Source organism: Maritalea porphyrae (genome assembly GCF_030159895.1).
Lineage (GTDB): Bacteria > Pseudomonadota > Alphaproteobacteria > Rhizobiales > Devosiaceae > Maritalea > Maritalea porphyrae.
On record NZ_BSNI01000001.1, the window covers coordinates 479,399 to 495,605 of the forward strand.

Here is a 16,207-nt window from a genome sequence, read left to right on the forward strand (position 1 = left end):
ATGCCAAATAAAAAGAGGTGCAGTTTCCCGCACCTCTTCTTTGAACATGTTCTTGTTCTGTACGCAAGACTGCGTCGCCAATTAATGGTTGGCGTGATCCATGCCCGGCGCGCCCAACTGAGCCGCAGGAAACATCATTTCAACTTGCCCAGCATGTTCAAACTCAAGTATGATCTTCACCATATCGCCCTTGGCGATCGCCTTGTGCAAACCAATCATCATTAGGTGAAAGCTGCCTGGCTTCAATTCAACTGTAGCGCCCGGCTCAATCACCAAACCGTCTTTGAGGTGCGCCATTTTCATCACGCCATTGTCCATGCTCATTTCGTGCACTTCAACAACCTTCGCGACATCAGAAGACGCACCGATCAAACGATCAGCCATTTTGCCGTTGTTGGTCAAAGTAACAAATGCGCCGCCTGCTGGCGCACCATTTGGTGTGGCACGAGTCCAAGCATTTTCAATGTGAATGTCGCCTGCCATAGGCGATGTGTGTTTCATATCGGCTTGCGCCGCAAAAGTGCCAGCGACAAGCATAACAGCGCTCACGAGCGCGAGGATAAAATTGTTCATTTTTTGGGGTCCTGAAATCTGGAATTGCGCATTATGCGCTTAGAAGGAATTGGAATTTTCAGGACAATACAGGAGGCGCCCTTGGCGCATGTGGCGAAAGGTGCAAACCACGCCGATGATCAAGCAACCCTTCAGGGACCAAAGGAGAAACGTCCCCCGGAGGCGCTTGGAAATGCGGCAGGGCCGGCGCTTGCGCCAAATCCGCTGCAGCAGACTGAGCGACGAGACACATGGTCTCGCCCTCAAGTACGGTTTCATCACCCGTTTTTGTATCAACGGTGATTAGCCCATGCGATGTACATAGCACCAACCGGTCTTCCCCAGACCAATTGGACAACGCATTGGCATAGCTGGGCAACATGGCCTGGAACAGCAAGAAAATCGCTAGCGTCAACGCACGTTCCGCGCGCGACAACCGCAATATTTCCCTCAATTTTCCAAGCCAGTGGCCCAACATCATTTTCGTTCCTTATCGGATAAGCGCTACTCGCCAGCTGAAAGCTGCGCCATCACCTCGTCCGACATTTCAAAATTGGCGTAAACGTTCTGCACATCATCATCGTCTTCCAACGTTTCGATAAGCTTCATCAATGTCGCGCCCTTATCCGCATCCACAGGCACATTGTTTTGTGGCTTCCAAATCGGGTTCACCGATTTTGGTTCGCCCAATGCTTTTTCAAGCGCTGTGGATACATCGTTCAAATCTTCAAACGCGCAAATGATCGTGTGACCGTTCTCATCAGATTCGCAATCTTCAGCACCGGCTTCAATCGCTGCTTCCATCACGCTATCCGCATCACCCGCTTCTGGGTCATAAGAGATCTCGCCAACACGGTCGAACATAAAGCCAACTGAGCCGGTTTCACCCAAAGCGCCGCCATTCTTTGAAAAGGTCGAACGCACAGTGGAAGCTGTGCGGTTTTTGTTGTCCGTAAGCGTTTCAACGATAACTGCAACGCCGCCGGGACCATACCCCTCATAGCGGATTTCGTCATAGGCATCGCCTTCACCGCCAACCGCTTTTTTGATTGCACGCTCAATATTGTCTTTTGGCATTGATTGCGATTTGGCGTTTTGAACAGCCAAGCGCAAACGCGGGTTCATATCTGGGTCTGGCATGCCGCTTTTCGCAGCAACGGTGATTTCTTTTGAAAGCTTTGAAAACAGCTTGGAACGCACTTTGTCTTGGCGTCCCTTGCGGTGCATAATGTTTTTAAACTGTGAATGGCCGGCCATGTCTTCGGTCATCCCTCATGGTTAGTTGAACTGATTTCGCACCTTATATTGCGTCACCAGTCGAAAATAAAGCCTTCGTTGGCTTGTTTGTAGAAGGGAGTGATGGCCCACACTTTGCGCTGGATCAAGCAAATCGAATTCTCGATCCAACTATCACGCATTCTCTCTTCGCCAATCCCAAACGATCCATGCTACCGCCGCCAGTTGGGTGCCCCAGAGTATTGTTGCGGCCAGATCATTCTGCAATGTCGGCACCACGTAATGGGTGAAGTTGAACATCGTGTGCAAAAGCAACATTGCCCAAATCGAGCCCCCAGTGCGCCGATAGAGCCAAGTGAAAATGAACGAAATCAACACGGTGGATAGGACCAACCCCCAAACTGGGCGTTCGTAATAAAATGCTTGGCTAGGCAAATAAAACAGCGGCAAATGCCACAGACCCCAAACCAACCCAACCATGATACTTGAAGCCGAAGGCCCAAACCGCTCAAGTAGTTTTGGTAGCAAAACCCCGCGCCAACCAAACTCCTCCTGTAACGGACCACCCAGAAACAAAATGAAAAGAAATGCAATGGGCAGCACTGCAGGGTCTTGCAGCCCTTCGCTTTGTGGCATCGCCTCGCCCATAATCATGGCCAACGCCATCGCGCCACCAATCAAAATCGGAAACGTCAAAAAAATTACAGCGTAATAGACCCATGCAAAGCGAGCCATTATGCCACGCTTCAACAAAGCGCCAACCGCGCCCCAGCCACCAACGATCAATGCCGACAGAACTGCACCAATCAACGGCCCCCATGCTGCAGGGCTTCCCGGTTGCGCAAAATAGTCCGTCAAACCGAAAGGCAAAGTGCCGCCATTGACCACGACAACTTCGGGCCACCAAAATCCCCAACTAAAGGCAAACGTTAAACCAAGAAAAATCCAAATCTGACGCATCAGCTTCAATCCTTTCGTTCAGAGTTCACCCATGCCTCTGGTGATGATATTACCCTTCAAATCCTTCAACGCCAATCATCACCATGTCGCCAGCAGGCAGCCGAATATCGCGGGCTTTTTGATATTCCTCACTTGCATAAAATGCATCAAAATCTTGCTTTGAGGGAAACCTGAGGAGCACTAGGCGACGTGGCGCGAAATACGTACCTTCTTTGACCTGAAATTCACCGCCGCGCACCAAATACTCGCCACCATGGCTTTCCGCCAATGGCCGCGCAAGCGCCATGTACTTCTTGTACTCTTCTGCATCATCAATCTGCACGTCCACGATCACGTAATAGTCGGCCATACTTGTTTCCCCATTTTGAATTTTCCAGCACAAAAGCTCGGCTGAGCCTTGCTCACCGAGTTATCATTTTTAAGTTCAGGGCGCGAGGCGTTTTAGGTCTCGTCTTGTGTTAGTTCAAAAAATGAGACGTAAAACGCCTCGCGCAAATGGCTTGCTGCTTGAAAAGATAATGCCCCGAGGTGCTCACCCGTCTATCCTCTTTAAATGCATCACAATCCGTGGTTCTGAGCATTGCTGCTCCAGATTGCAGATCATTGCTGATTCAATGGGAACCAACCCACTAATGACTTACATCTGCCTTCGGCGTCAGACTGGACATTTACTTTCAAGCGAAAGGCAAACGTCTTGCCTTTCAACCATCCCCTTTTCTTTGAAGGATGCTCTTTACGCGCCGCCGTCGCAGCCTTTCGGCTGCTTCCCCGGCACCCCCGCCAATTGGTGCAAAACACCAAATTTGGAGAGAACACGGGCCACAAACTCTCCCGTCATCCTTGGGCAACTAAGTGGCGTTCACACCACGAGAGGCTGATGCGGGACCTATTGGCGCCGTTAGCTCAACTCTCCTATCGTCACCCTCGGGCTTGAGCCGAGGGTCCATGATGAGCGGACAAGTGGCAAAGAAACATTAGCTTTGCAGCGGCTTTACCACGCAGCACCGCAACATGGATGCTCGGGTCAAGCCCGAGCATGACGAAAGAGAAACCCCAACGCAACACCAACAACCCTCACCGCCCGACATTCGTCAATGCCCTGAGCGGTTTCAAGAAAAGGTGAGAACATCATCGCACAAGGTCAGAGAGCGGGGATAAGTTTGACCGTCAATCCGCTAGAAACCAAACTTCAAGAGGACAATTGACGGCGTAACAAGCGAAAAAATATCCCTCTTTCCAAAGCAGACATAACGTCCACCACATGATAAATTACGAACTTACTTCGCCACTTTAGAAACAGATTTATGATACTAACCGTTGCCATATCGGGCTATAGATCGCTTCGCAGCCTTATCCTGCCTCTAGCCCCTCTAACGGTTATTACTGGCGCGAACGGTGCCGGCAAATCGTCGCTATATCGTTCACTCAGATTACTTGGCGAAGTCTCCCAAGGCCGGGCAATCGCCTCTTTAGCGTCGGAAGGGGGATTAAATTCCACAATTTGGGCAGGGCCAGAGACAATTTCTCGAGCAATGAAGTCCGGCCAAGTAGAAATCACGGGGACGAGCCGCCGCAATCGCGTTGGACTAAAACTTGGTTTCGCGTCAAAAGATTATGGTTACGCGGTAGACCTTGGACTGCCACCAGAACGCACGGCTTTCGCCAACGATCCAGAAATCAAAGCCGAAGCCGTGTGGATTGGCGAAAAGATACGCCGAAACAACGTTCTTGCAGAACGGCGAGGCCCCGGTGTCCGTATACGCACCAAAGACGGAACATGGTCTCAGGCAACCACTTCCCTATTGCCATTTGACAGCATGATGACGCATGCAGCTGATCCAAGAAACGCGCCGGAGTTGCTACACCTAAGAGACCGGATGCGAAACTGGCGCTTTTATGACCAGCTTCGTACCGACCGTGATGCACCTGCGCGAAAACAACAAATAGGCACTAGAACGCCAGTACTTTCAAGTGATGGCGCAGACCTCGCCGCTGCGGTTCAGACCATCCGAGAAATCGGGGATGCAGATGCATTTGATGAAATGATTTTGGATGCGTTTCCAAATAGTGTTGTTGAGGTAACAATCAATGAAGGTGTCTTTACACTCAACATGCGGCAGCGCGGCGTATTGCGGCCACTTACTGCTTCGGAGTTATCTGACGGAACGCTGCGCTACCTGATGCTCGTGGCAGCGCTTCTAACACCACGCCCTCCCAGTCTTATGGTCTTGAATGAACCTGAAACGAGCCTGCATCCAGACCTAATCCCACCGCTCGCACGTTTAATTTCAATCGTTTCCAAAGAAAGTCAGATATTGCTTATTTCGCACAATCAAGCCCTCGCCGACGCTTTAAACGCTGACGAAATGGTCACACACCACCTTGAAAAAGACACGGGAGAAACAATCGTTCAAGGTCTTACTCCCGAAGCGTGGGAATGGCCAAAACGTTAGAATACGAAGGCTCTTCCAATATTTCGCAGACGCGCCCAACGGCGGCGCGAAAAACTAAAAAGGCAAAGCCTCAGAAATACTGCCACCAATCCGTAAAGGTGCCACATAGGTGCATAAGCCGTCAGCGCCGGTTTCAATGGCGACGCCACACACGCTGGGGTTGCCTTCGGCGGGGGTGAAGCGTTCTTTGGGCATGCCGGTGACGAAACGATTGACTGGTTCTTCGGCTTGCATGCCGATTACGCTGTCATAATCGCCGCACATACCCGCATCGGACATTATGGCGGTGCCGCCGGACAATATCCGATGATCGGCGGTTGGAATATGGGTGTGGGTGCCGACCACAAGCGACGCGCGGCCATCACAAAAATGGCCCATGCCTTGCATTTCTGACGTTGCTTCAGCGTGAAAATCAACAATTGCCGCATCGGCCACATCGCCCATCGGGCAAGCGTTAAGCGCATCATCGACCGCCGCGAACGGGTCGTTAATCGGGTTCATAAACACACGCCCAAGCGCATTGATCACCAATACGCGTTGCCCGCCTTGGCTTTCATACATCATGGCGCCGCGCCCCGGTGCGGCGTCGGACATATTGATTGGGCGCAACATCGTATCTTCGCGCGCAATGGTGCTTAGTGTTTCTTTTTGGTCAAACGCATGATCGCCTAAGGTGATCACGTCCGCGCCTGCGTCCAGTAACTCGCGATAATGCTTTTCGGTTATGCCACGGCCATGCGAAGCGTTTTCGCCGTTCACAATGACAAAATCAAAATTATAGTCGCGGCGCAATTGAGGCAGATAGCGCTGCACGCCATCACGGCCGCAGCGGCCCATCACATCGCCCAAGAATAAAATTCTCACGAAACTGCCTCTTCTTTTCTAAGCCGTTTAACACCCGCTTCGGTGACAACCATATCCAATGGTTTGTCGTGCGGCTCAGCTGGCATAGCATCAAGTTCCTGCGCAGCAAACGCATAGCCCACAAGCATCACAGGTTTGTCTATGCCGTCAATTGAGCGGTCATAATGACCCGCGCCATATCCTAGCCGATTGCCATGTTTGTCGAACCCAAGCATGGGCAACACCATAATATCAGGCGTCACAACCGGCGCGCCCAATTGCGGGGCAAGCGTGCCAAATCCGGATGGCGCCAATGGCTGCCCGGGCTGCCAAAGTCGAAATTCTAGCGGTTGATCTCGTCCCAACACTACTGGCAAACAGACCTGATGGCCCTCATCCATCAACTGCACCAGCAATGGTTCTGTCGCCAATTCGTCGCGAATGGCCCAATAAAGGGAAACCACTTGACCCTCTTTGATAGGCACAGCGGCGGCAAAAGTTTCGGCAGCGGCAATAGCGGCTTCTTTGCGAAATGCGGGAGAAAGAGCGGCGCGGCGTTGATGTGCTTTTTCGCGCAAAAGAGATTTTTGTTCCGCGTTTGTAGTTGTTTCGCTCAAGTCGCTTGGTCTTTCTAAACCACAATAATGAAGGTGCCGCCCTGGCCGTCGGAATGTTTTTGATCCTGGGAACCTACAAAAGTAGGTGGGCGCCGTATGTAAAAACCCACGAGCTTAAACAGGGACAGCTCCCTAAAGGATCGGTAAGGCCCCGGGAATACAAAATATCCGGCACGAACCGGGCAGCGAGGTGCACATATAGTGCGAAAGTGATCAGTTTTAAAGAAAAAACTACTTAGCCTTGGTCGTCGACCGATGCAGTCTTCGGCTGAGATGCATTTTCAAGCTGGGCGGCCAATAGCTCCACCCGTTCAGAGACCATAATGATCTGCTTGGCGAAATCTTCTTCCAGCGCGTCGCGCTCTTCCACCAACTTGTTCGATTTGAACGCCAACTGGTCTAACGCATCTTTTGCGCTGGCCAACTCGTCTTGCACAGCTTTGAGATCATCCATCACCGTAAGCGCGGCCATCACGGTCAGGCGTGTGTCCCCGGCTTCACCGAATTCACCCTTAAGACCTTCCACATAGTTGGAAAACCGCGTGGCCAAATCGCGTACGTGCGCTTCCTGACCATCTTCGCAGGCCATGCGATATTTGCGCCCATCAATTTCAACACTAATCTCTGCCATTGAAATCTACGACGCCTCGCTCTCGCCATTTAGTGCCATTTGCACTTTTTCCATGGCGCCCATAATGCGCAGTGAAACTTGTTTTGCAGATTTTTCGATATCGGTGGCGCGGGCGGTTGTTTTTTCCAACTCGTCAGCAAGCCGAGAACGCTCTTTGGATAAGTGTTGCACCTTAAGTTCCAATTCAGACGCTGTGCCCAATTGCTGGCGCGTTTCGCGCAATTGACGTTCCAACCGGTCCAAAGCGCTATCCAGCCGCGCATTGGCACCGTCTAAATCCAAACTTTTTTCAACCATCAAATCAGCCAGACGTCCCTCGATGCGCAGCTATTCCCAACGCGAACTTTACTTTGATTCTCTGTTATATATGCAGATAACCTGATCCGTTACCCCAATTGCAACCAGCAATTAGCATAAATTTGGCGAAAATGGGGGAATTGACTCAAAAACCGGACCTGATATGACATCGCCAGCAATTGTCGCCACTTCAATCCCGTTTATCGGGGCAAATCAATTCGGGCAGGACTTTGATGACAGATCAAGCCAAAACCAGCGCAATGGCCAATGCAATTCGCGCGCTAACTATGGACGCCGTGCAAAAAGCCAATATCGGCCACCCCGGCATGCCAATGGGCGCTGCTGATATCGCCACAGTGCTTTTCACCAAAATCATGAAATTTGATCCTAAAGCGCCAAACTGGCCTGATCGGGATCGCTTCGTTCTGTCAGCTGGCCACGGCTCCATGTTGCTCTATTCCGCGCTGCATCTGCTCGGCTACGAAGACATGACGATGGAAGACATCAAAGATTTCCGTCAGTTAGGTGCAAAGACCGCTGGTCACCCAGAATATGGTCACGCCTCAGGCATCGAAACAACAACTGGTCCTTTGGGTCAAGGCATTGCCAATGCGGTTGGTATGGCGATGGCCGAAGCAAAGCTTGCTGCGGACTATGGTTCTGACCTTGTTGACCACTACACATATGCCATTGCTGGTGATGGCTGCTTGATGGAGGGTATCTCCCAAGAAGCAATCGCTTTGGCAGGTCACCTAAAGCTGAACAAATTGATCGTGATCTGGGACGATAACGACATCACCATCGATGGCGCAGTGTCCTTGTCTGATTCGACAGATCAGCATGCGCGCTTCAAAGCATCAGGCTGGAACACACTTTCTGTGGATGGCCACGACCAAGACGCAATTGAAAAAGCGATTTTGGAAGCACAAAAATCTGACAAGCCAACAATGATCGCTGCAAAAACCGTTATCGGTTTTGGCGCGCCGACAAAAGCGGGCACATCAGCTGCCCACGGCGCACCACTTGGCGAAGAAGAAATTGCTGGCGCACGCGAAGCACTTGGTTGGCCACATGCGCCGTTTGTGTTGCCAAACGATGTTGTTGACGCATGGCGCCTGGCGGGTAACCGCTCAACCAAGCACCGCACGGCTTGGGAAGAACGCCTAGAAGCCAAAGGCGCAGAGTTCAAAGCAGAGTTTGATCGTCGCGAAAACGGCTCACTGCCAACCAGCTTCAAAAAAGCAATTGCTGAGTTCAAACGCGAATTGGCCGAAGAAAAGCCAAAATGGGCAACACGTGTTGCTTCGCAAAAATCGTTGAACGTGATCAATGGCGTATTGCCAGAAATGTTTGGCGGTTCCGCCGATTTGACAGGCTCAAACAACACCAAGTCTGGCGAGCAGAAAGCCTTTACCGCTGAAGATCGTTCTGGCTCTTATGTCTATTATGGCATTCGCGAACACGGCATGGCCGCGGCCATGAACGGTATCGCACTGCATGGCGGTTTGGCCCCATATGGCGGCACATTCATGGTCTTTACAGACTATTGCCGCCCTTCAATTCGCCTTTCAGCGCTTATGGGCATCCGCTCTATCTATGTAATGACCCACGATTCAATCGGGCTTGGCGAAGATGGCCCAACTCACCAACCGGTTGAGCATTTGGCTGCACTGCGCGCCATTCCAAACCTCAACGTGTTCCGTCCAGCGGATGCGATGGAAACAGTTGAATGTTGGGAATTGTCGCTCAAATCTAAAAAGACCCCATCAATCCTTGCGCTAACCCGTCAAGGCGTTCCAGCATTGCGTCACGACGCAACTGAAACCAACCGCTGTGCCAAAGGCGGGTACACACTTTATGGCGAAAATGACGCCGATATTGTTTTGTTCGCATCAGGCTCTGAAGTTTCAGTGGCAATGGATGCTGCCAAAGAGCTTGAAAAAGACAAAAACAGCGTTCGCGTTGTATCTGTGCCTTGTATGGAGCTTTTTGAAAAGCAAGACGCGGACTATCGCCAAGAAGTTATTGGCAATGCCAAATCTTACGTGGCAGTGGAAGCTGGCATTGAGATGGGTTGGCAACAATATATTGGGCCAAATGGCAAGTTTGTGGGCATGAGTTCGTTCGGTGCTTCCGCCCCTGGCGCACAATTGTTTGAGCATTTCGGCATTACGGCGAAAGTCGTGGTTGAAGCCGCAAAATCTCAACTATAATTTAGCAATCAATATGAAGGGGCGTTTTCTGCCCCTTCTTTAATTCTCACCCCCTTGGAGATGAAAAATGGCAGTACGGGTAGCTATTAACGGTTTTGGTCGCATTGGCCGCAATGTTTTGCGCGCAATCATTGAATCAGGCCGTACCGATATTGAAGTTGTGGCAATTAACGATCTTGGCCCAGTTGAAACCAATGCACACTTGATCCGCTATGATAGCGTGCACGGCAAATTCCCAGGCACAGTAACTGTTGACGGCGACACAATCGACGTTGGCCGTGGCCCAATGAAAGTTTACGCGATCCGTGATCCGAAGGAATTGCCTTGGGGTGAGTTGGACATTGACATCGCGATGGAATGTACAGGCATTTTCACAGCGCGTGATAAAGCTCAGTTCCACCTAGATGCAGGCGCAAAACGCGTATTGATTTCAGCACCTGGCAAAGATGCTGACATCACTACAGTTTACGGCGTGAACCACGAAGACATCACAGCCGACCACAAAGTGATCTCGAACGCATCTTGCACAACAAACTGCTTGGCACCATTGGCTAAAGTATTGCACCGCGAAATCGGCATCGAAAAAGGTATGATGAACACCATTCACTCATACACTGGCGATCAGCCGACTTTGGACACGATGCATGGCGACCTTTACCGCGCGCGCGCAGCAGCAATGTCCATGATCCCAACATCAACAGGTGCAGCCAAAGCTGTTGGCCTTGTCTTGCCTGAGCTAAACGGCAAATTGGACGGCATGTCAGTACGTGTACCAACACCAAACGTTTCTGTTGTTGACTTGAAATTTGTGGCGTCACGCGACACCACAGCAGAAGAAGTGAATGCGGTTGTCAAAGCAGCAGCAGAAGGTGAATTGAAAGGCGTTCTTGATTTTGATCCAGAAAGCAAAGTTTCAATCGACTTCAACCACGACCCACACTCTTCAAACTTTGCTGCACAGCAAACCAAAGTCATGGACGGCAACTTCGTTTCTGTCATGAGCTGGTACGACAATGAGTGGGGTTTCTCAAACCGCATGTCAGACGTTGCAGTTGTGATTGGCAAAACTTTGTAAGTTTCGCGTCCAAAAGCGAACCGAATTTTGTAAGGGGCTCTTTGGGGCCCCTTATTTTTGAGCTATAAGAGAATACAACTCCTTTTTCGCCCAATCGGGCGGCAAGAACGGAATGAACCGATGAGCAGTTTCAAGAAACTCGAAGATTTCGATTTTAACGGCAAGCGCGTCTTGGTACGTGCTGACCTTAACGTGCCAGTGGCCGATGGCAAAGTTACCGACAATACGCGCATCGTGCGTCTTGGCCCAACCATGAGCCACATCATTGAGCATGGCGGCACACCCGTTTTGCTGTCGCATTTTGGTCGCCCAAAGGGTCAAGTGAACGCCGAGTTTTCACTTGAGTTTATCGTCGACGCTGTCAAAAGCGCATTTGGCCAGCCTGTAGAATTTGTCAAAACCGACTGGACAAATGTAGACGCCGCCAAAGCACAGCTTGAGGCGGGCGCCAAAGGCACAATCTACATCATGGAAAACACCCGTTTCCACCCCGGTGAAGAAGCAAATGATGCCGAACTGGCGGCACGCATGGCCAGCCTTGGCAACATTTATCTCAATGATGCGTTTTCTGCCGCGCACCGAGCACATGCTTCAACCGAAGCACTGGCACGTCAATTGCCGTCTGGCGCTGGCCGCGCCATGGAAATGGAAATGTCTGCCCTTGAAGCAGGATTGGGTAAACCAAAGAAACCCGTGATCGCATTGGTTGGTGGCGCAAAGGTTTCAACCAAGCTCGACCTTCTCGAAAACCTCATCCACAAAGTCGAAGCCCTAGTGATTGGTGGTGGCATGGCCAACACTTTTCTACACTCGCAGGGTATTGATGTGGGCAAATCGCTTTGCGAAAAAGACCTCGCAGAAACTGCCCGCCGCATCTACGACAAAGCCGCAGATGCCAATTGTGCAATCATTTTGCCAATTGACGGTGTGGTCGCTTGGCACTTTGAAGCCAATGCCCCAAACCGCACCTATGGCGTTGAAGCCATGGACCAAACTGGCATGATGCTCGATGTGGGAGATCACTCGATTGAGCGCATCAAAGGTGCAATTGACGAAGCCAAAACCTTGATTTGGAACGGCCCTCTGGGTGCGTTTGAACTCGATCCATTCGGCAAAGGCACTATTGAAGTGGCGAAATATGCGGCCAAGCGCACTTTGGATGGCAAGCTGACCTCCGTTGCAGGGGGTGGCGACACGGTTGCAGCGCTTGCAAAAGCCAAGGTTGTGAACGACTTCACCTACGTATCAACTGCAGGCGGCGCATTCCTTGAGTGGATGGAAGGCAAGCCATTGCCGGGCGTTCAAGCGATCAAGAGCTAGCCAACAATCGAATTCACAAATAAAAAACCCCGGTGCGAACTGCACCGGGGTTTTTCATGTCTGTTTATGACGGAACGAATATTCTGAATAGTGACTATTCGAACCCAGTAACTAGGACAGTGCCCTGACGGTCGCCAACCCAGGCGCCTTTTTGTACGCGGGTAATTGGAACATTGCCCGTGATGCTTTCAACGGTGATATTTCCTGCCGCCATTGCGCAATAGTTTTGCTGGAAGCGAACCTGCGCTCTATCACCCGGATTTGGACCGGCAAATGTCAACTCGCAATCAGGTCCATGAAGATAAGCAGCGTCCAATGTCGCCCCATTCGGCGTGATGTTGGTGATTTCACCATGTTCGCAATCATCGCTGCCAACAAAGGCACCAACAATGCGCCAGCCTGGCATCTGCAGATCAATCACCAGTTCGTTGCACGATGATGCAAAGGCTTGTGTACTCATTGTCGCAATTGCGAATACCGCGGCTGCGCGAACAAAATTCGACTTCATAGTTCCACTTTCATTTTTGCAACTGCATAGTGAAACAACAGCCGACTATTAGATGAATTCAATTGAAAATTGTACTTCACACTAAAAGTTTCGGGCCAATTTGGCAATATTGTCACTGGATTAGATGAAGCATCTCTAAAATTGCTGGTTGAGCACTTGCTCAATTTTTATGCCGATGCCGCTCGCTTGGTAACTGGGATAAGGGTGACGACCTTCAATAACAATCTCGCGTTGCAGCCAGCCGCTTTCCTCAAGTTGCAACAAGGATTGAGACAGCGCCCGATCAGTAATTGAAGGCAACATCGACTTGATCTCAGAAAATCTTTTGGGTTTGCCAATCAGCGCCACCACAGGCAACGTCCATGTTTTGCGCATCAGCGCAAAACCATCGTCATTTTCATCCAAACAATTTAGAACATCCGCCGCCGTTTTTGCCGCGATTATCCCCTTTTTGGTCAATCTAAACTCTGGCCGCAGCGGATGACCATGGCCGGGATTACGTTCCGCCATGCCAATTTCAATTAGATATTGAAGGCTCTGGCCAAAAGCTGTGCGCCCAGCACCAGATGCCGCCAGCAGCGGCGCTTGCCTTCCCGGCACACCCGAATGCATCAACGCTAAAATTTTTATCGACCAGCTTTTCGCTGACAGCTTGACAATCTCTTCTATGTCCATAAAGTATAGTAACTAATATTTTTGACAAAGGAAAGATTTATGTCAGTTGTTTCACTAGAAAATACGATTACTTTGGCGATCTCCGTCAAAGACCGTCATGCCAGTGCAAAATGGTATGAGGAAATGCTGGGGTTCGAAATTATCTACCATGCGGACGAAGCGGGTTGGAGCGAGCTAAGCACCAAAACCGAAAGTGTAACTCTAGGCTTGGGCGAACAGGCGGAGCCGCAACCTGGCAACAGCGTGCCTGTGTTTGGCATTGCAGATATTGCTAGTGCCAGGGCGGCGCTTGAAGGCGCAGGTGTAAAGTTTGACGGCCCAACCGACACGGTAGAAGGCATGGTCTCAACCGCGACATTTTACGACCCGGACGGCAACGCGATGATGCTGGCGCAAGACCTCACATCGTAGGCATTTTGGTCAAAAAGCCCCGACGCCATAGCGCCGGGGCAAGAACTATGCAGATTGTTTGGCGCGATGCACATCGGTTGGGATGGCATCAAAGCCCCAATTTTCCAATGGCACCTCATCAATCACGATATGGGTCGTTTTGGGGTCCTTATTAAGCACATCAACCAAAAGATCTGTGACACCCTTTATCAGTTTAGCTTTCTGCTCGCGCGTTACACCCTCGTCAGTCACCTTGATGTTCACATATGGCATTGCTTAATTTCCCTGTTTGATTTGGAAGATTTTGGACATGATCTGCCAACGCCCGTTCGTGCGAACGAGGGTCAGAAAATCAACAAATTGGGTTTCGGCAATCGCGCAGCGGACCCGCGCAAAGGCTGTATTCTCACCGGCAAACTGAAGATCATCAATCGCTTCGTTGCGCACTTCGCCCCGCGATGCCGGTGATTGGCGCTTCGCGATAATCGAAAAATACTCATCCATTTGTCGATACAAAAGCGGCGCCTCATCGGCTGTCGCGTAGATCGCTTGCGGGTGAAAAACTTGTTTGAATGTTTCAACGTCACATTGATAAAGCCCATCCAAATATTGATGGACGACACTCACCACACCTGAAAAATCTTCGCGCGTCGTTGCCGACGAACCGGCAAAACCCGTCCCCTGTTGATCAATTTCAATTTGCGCACTCATTTACTTCTCCTAAGAAATTTGCAGCAACCACTCGCACCCAAACCTATTCAATTGATTTCCAATAGCAAGCAAGTTACCATCCGTAACCTTCACTATTGGGTTACCTTGGAGAAACCGGCAAACGTGGCGGGTGAGTGCATTCTCTAGATCGTACGATCACAAAATGATTTCCGGCGTTGCAATCTACAACAAGAAGAGAAAACAAAGCATGGCGCTTAAAGTCACGAAAAACAAAAGCCCTGCCCCACCGATTGGCTGCGATTTGACCGAATGTATGTCGATGCTGGCTGGCGCTTGGGCCCCAAACGTGATTTGGCATTTGCGCGCCGGACCGCGGCGATTCAACGAGTTAAAAATCGACATCCCGCCGGTGTCCTCGAAAGTGTTGTCCGCCCGGCTTAAGGAATTGCAGGAACGCGGGATTATTGTGCGCGAAGTCAAACCGACCTCACCGCCATCGGTAGAATATCAGCTCACCGACATTGGGCGCGAGCTAATCCCAGCGCTTCAAGCCATCGTTGAAGTTGGGCATAAGCTAAAAGACAGAGCTTGAAATTGTAAGCTATGCGCCCCACTTTCAGCGTCCAAGGGACAAAGGGGAACAATATGCGCGCGTTCATATGCACCAAATATGGCAATGCCGATCGACTGACGCTGCAAGAGATTGCAAAACCCTCCCCTAAGCCAAATGAAATCCTCATCAAGGTCAAAGCCGTTTCCGTGAACAGCTGGGACTGGGACATCATGAAAGGCGCACCAATCATCCGAATGATCGGTCCGTTTAGCCCTCCTTACAAAATCCTTGGGGCAGATTTATCCGGCACAGTTGAAGCAGTCGGCACAGAAGTGACCAACTTCGAAGTTGGTGATGAGGTTTTTGGCGACGTGTCCGATAGTGGCTGGGGCGGTTTTGCAGAATTTGTGTGCGGCAAGGCAGAAGACTTTTGCAAAAAACCAGCGGAACTAACGTTTGAACAAGCAGCCTGCATTCCACAAGCGGGGATGCTTGGCTATCAAGGCGTGCGCACCTTTGGCAAAGTCAAACCCGGCGACAAGGTTTTGATAAATGGCGCAGGTGGCGGCGCGGGCATGTTCGCCTGCCAAGTTGCTAAACTAGACGGGGCAGAAGTCACCGGCGTCGATAGCGCGGCAAAGCAAGATACCATGCGCAGTTTTGGCGCTGATCATGTTTATGACTATAAGCAAACCGACTATACAAAGCTTGATCAAAAATTTGATGTGATCATCGATGCTGTGGCGCACAAATGGCCCTCAACCTATCGGCGCGTTCTAAGCCCAACCGGCACATTTGTAATGATGGGCGGCAAAATGCGCGCAATTATCGGCGCCTTCATGGCGAGCCGGAAAAATGCCGATGAAGTTCAGAAATTCCAAATCCTTATGTGGAGCGTCAACCACAAGGATTTACTCGATTTAGCGCAATTGGTGATCGACAAAAAAATCAAAATACATGTCGGCAAGATCTTTCCCTTTGAACAAACGCCTGAGGCATTGCAACATGTGGGTGATCAAAATGCCCACGGCAAAGTTGTGATCAAAGTTTCCTAAACGCCATTTATATCAACAATTTAGTGGATCGAGCGACCTACGGCGGAGCCAAAGGATACGCGTTAGCATGTCCACAATTTTAACCACCATGTCGCCTTAGCTTGTCTATGTGTCAAAAATAATTGACACATCGTCGTATATACATTACATAGTGTAC

At 50.6% G+C, this 16,207-nt stretch carries 20 protein-coding genes and 1 other RNA gene; 7 read left to right on the forward strand and 14 right to left on the reverse strand.

Annotated features, from left to right (window positions below):
- Positions 1-81 precede the first annotated feature (81 nt).
- The 5 genes from QQL65_RS02395 to QQL65_RS02415 form a co-directional block, all read right to left on the reverse strand.
- Positions 82-573, reverse strand: coding sequence for a copper chaperone PCu(A)C (locus QQL65_RS02395; RefSeq protein ID WP_284361718.1), 492 nt, complete (start codon positions 571-573; stop codon positions 82-84).
- A gap of 58 nt (positions 574-631) precedes the next feature.
- Complete coding sequence (locus tag QQL65_RS02400) at positions 632-1,033, reverse strand: DUF2946 family protein (protein ID WP_284361720.1); 402 nt, start codon at positions 1,031-1,033, stop codon at positions 632-634.
- Between the two features lie 23 nt (positions 1,034-1,056).
- The gene (locus QQL65_RS02405; RefSeq protein ID WP_284362066.1) at positions 1,057-1,809 is read right to left on the reverse strand and encodes a YebC/PmpR family DNA-binding transcriptional regulator; all 753 of its coding nucleotides are present in this window, start codon (positions 1,807-1,809) and stop codon (positions 1,057-1,059) included.
- Between the two features lie 153 nt (positions 1,810-1,962).
- Positions 1,963-2,748 (reverse strand): CPBP family intramembrane glutamic endopeptidase, encoded by a 786-nt coding sequence (locus QQL65_RS02410; RefSeq protein ID WP_284361723.1) that lies wholly within the window; start codon positions 2,746-2,748, stop codon positions 1,963-1,965.
- Positions 2,749-2,797: 49 nt separating this feature from the next.
- Positions 2,798-3,097, reverse strand: a complete 300-nt coding sequence (locus tag QQL65_RS02415; protein WP_284361725.1) for a DUF1330 domain-containing protein — start codon at positions 3,095-3,097, stop codon at positions 2,798-2,800.
- A gap of 955 nt (positions 3,098-4,052) precedes the next feature.
- On the opposite strand from QQL65_RS02415, the gene QQL65_RS02420 reads away from it, so the two are divergent.
- Positions 4,053-5,201, forward strand: coding sequence for an AAA family ATPase (locus QQL65_RS02420; protein WP_284361727.1), 1,149 nt, complete (start codon positions 4,053-4,055; stop codon positions 5,199-5,201).
- 54 nt (positions 5,202-5,255) lie between these two features.
- Here the strand turns inward: QQL65_RS02420 and QQL65_RS02425 are convergent, their stop codons facing one another.
- From QQL65_RS02425 to QQL65_RS02445, 5 genes are all read right to left on the reverse strand, one after another.
- The gene (locus tag QQL65_RS02425; protein ID WP_284361729.1) at positions 5,256-6,065 is read right to left on the reverse strand and encodes a TIGR00282 family metallophosphoesterase; all 810 of its coding nucleotides are present in this window, start codon (positions 6,063-6,065) and stop codon (positions 5,256-5,258) included.
- Positions 6,062-6,661 (reverse strand): 5-formyltetrahydrofolate cyclo-ligase, encoded by a 600-nt coding sequence (locus QQL65_RS02430; RefSeq protein ID WP_284361731.1) that lies wholly within the window; start codon positions 6,659-6,661, stop codon positions 6,062-6,064. Before QQL65_RS02430 ends, QQL65_RS02425 begins: the two co-directional genes overlap by 4 nt.
- A gap of 29 nt (positions 6,662-6,690) precedes the next feature.
- Positions 6,691-6,853, reverse strand: a non-coding RNA gene (gene ssrS / locus QQL65_RS02435) — 6S RNA.
- A gap of 43 nt (positions 6,854-6,896) precedes the next feature.
- Positions 6,897-7,292 (reverse strand): cell division protein ZapA, encoded by a 396-nt coding sequence (locus QQL65_RS02440; RefSeq protein ID WP_284361733.1) that lies wholly within the window; start codon positions 7,290-7,292, stop codon positions 6,897-6,899.
- A 6-nt stretch (positions 7,293-7,298) separates the two neighbouring features.
- Positions 7,299-7,589, reverse strand: a complete 291-nt coding sequence (locus QQL65_RS02445; RefSeq protein WP_284361736.1) for a DUF4164 family protein — start codon at positions 7,587-7,589, stop codon at positions 7,299-7,301.
- Between the two features lie 233 nt (positions 7,590-7,822).
- Here QQL65_RS02445 and tkt point away from each other — a divergent pair, with 233 nt between their 5' ends.
- The 3 genes from tkt (at position 7,823) to QQL65_RS02460 (ending at position 12,197) form a co-directional block, all read left to right on the forward strand.
- Entirely contained in the window at positions 7,823-9,802 is a 1,980-nt protein-coding gene (gene tkt / locus QQL65_RS02450; RefSeq protein ID WP_284361738.1) for a transketolase, read from the forward strand.
- 67 nt (positions 9,803-9,869) lie between these two features.
- Positions 9,870-10,877, forward strand: coding sequence for a type I glyceraldehyde-3-phosphate dehydrogenase (gene gap, locus QQL65_RS02455; protein ID WP_284361740.1), 1,008 nt, complete (start codon positions 9,870-9,872; stop codon positions 10,875-10,877).
- Between the two features lie 120 nt (positions 10,878-10,997).
- Positions 10,998-12,197: a phosphoglycerate kinase gene (locus QQL65_RS02460; RefSeq protein WP_284361742.1), complete on the forward strand. Its 1,200-nt coding sequence runs from the start codon at positions 10,998-11,000 to the stop codon at positions 12,195-12,197.
- Between the two features lie 94 nt (positions 12,198-12,291).
- Here QQL65_RS02460 and QQL65_RS02465 read toward each other — a convergent pair whose 3' ends face one another.
- Together QQL65_RS02465 and QQL65_RS02470 are read right to left on the reverse strand one after the other, a co-directional pair.
- The gene (locus QQL65_RS02465; protein WP_284361746.1) at positions 12,292-12,705 is read right to left on the reverse strand and encodes a hypothetical protein; all 414 of its coding nucleotides are present in this window, start codon (positions 12,703-12,705) and stop codon (positions 12,292-12,294) included.
- A gap of 135 nt (positions 12,706-12,840) precedes the next feature.
- On the reverse strand, positions 12,841-13,380 hold the full coding sequence (locus QQL65_RS02470) for a winged helix-turn-helix transcriptional regulator (RefSeq protein ID WP_284361748.1): 540 nt from the start codon (positions 13,378-13,380) through the stop codon (positions 12,841-12,843).
- A gap of 39 nt (positions 13,381-13,419) precedes the next feature.
- On the opposite strand from QQL65_RS02470, the gene QQL65_RS02475 reads away from it, so the two are divergent.
- The gene (locus tag QQL65_RS02475) at positions 13,420-13,791 is read left to right on the forward strand and encodes a VOC family protein (RefSeq protein WP_284361750.1); all 372 of its coding nucleotides are present in this window, start codon (positions 13,420-13,422) and stop codon (positions 13,789-13,791) included.
- Between the two features lie 45 nt (positions 13,792-13,836).
- On the opposite strand, the gene QQL65_RS02480 is transcribed toward QQL65_RS02475, so the two are convergent.
- A complete protein-coding gene (locus QQL65_RS02480; protein WP_284361752.1) occupies positions 13,837-14,043 on the reverse strand; it encodes a tautomerase family protein in 207 nt (68 codons plus the stop codon).
- 3 nt (positions 14,044-14,046) lie between these two features.
- Complete coding sequence (locus tag QQL65_RS02485) at positions 14,047-14,481, reverse strand: nuclear transport factor 2 family protein (RefSeq protein WP_284361754.1); 435 nt, start codon at positions 14,479-14,481, stop codon at positions 14,047-14,049.
- A 208-nt stretch (positions 14,482-14,689) separates the two neighbouring features.
- Here QQL65_RS02485 and QQL65_RS02490 point away from each other — a divergent pair, with 208 nt between their 5' ends.
- Both QQL65_RS02490 and QQL65_RS02495 read left to right on the forward strand, forming a co-directional pair.
- Complete coding sequence (locus QQL65_RS02490) at positions 14,690-15,034, forward strand: winged helix-turn-helix transcriptional regulator (RefSeq protein WP_284361758.1); 345 nt, start codon at positions 14,690-14,692, stop codon at positions 15,032-15,034.
- Between the two features lie 53 nt (positions 15,035-15,087).
- Complete coding sequence (locus QQL65_RS02495) at positions 15,088-16,050, forward strand: NAD(P)-dependent alcohol dehydrogenase (RefSeq protein ID WP_284361760.1); 963 nt, start codon at positions 15,088-15,090, stop codon at positions 16,048-16,050.
- Positions 16,051-16,207: the final 157 nt, after the last annotated feature.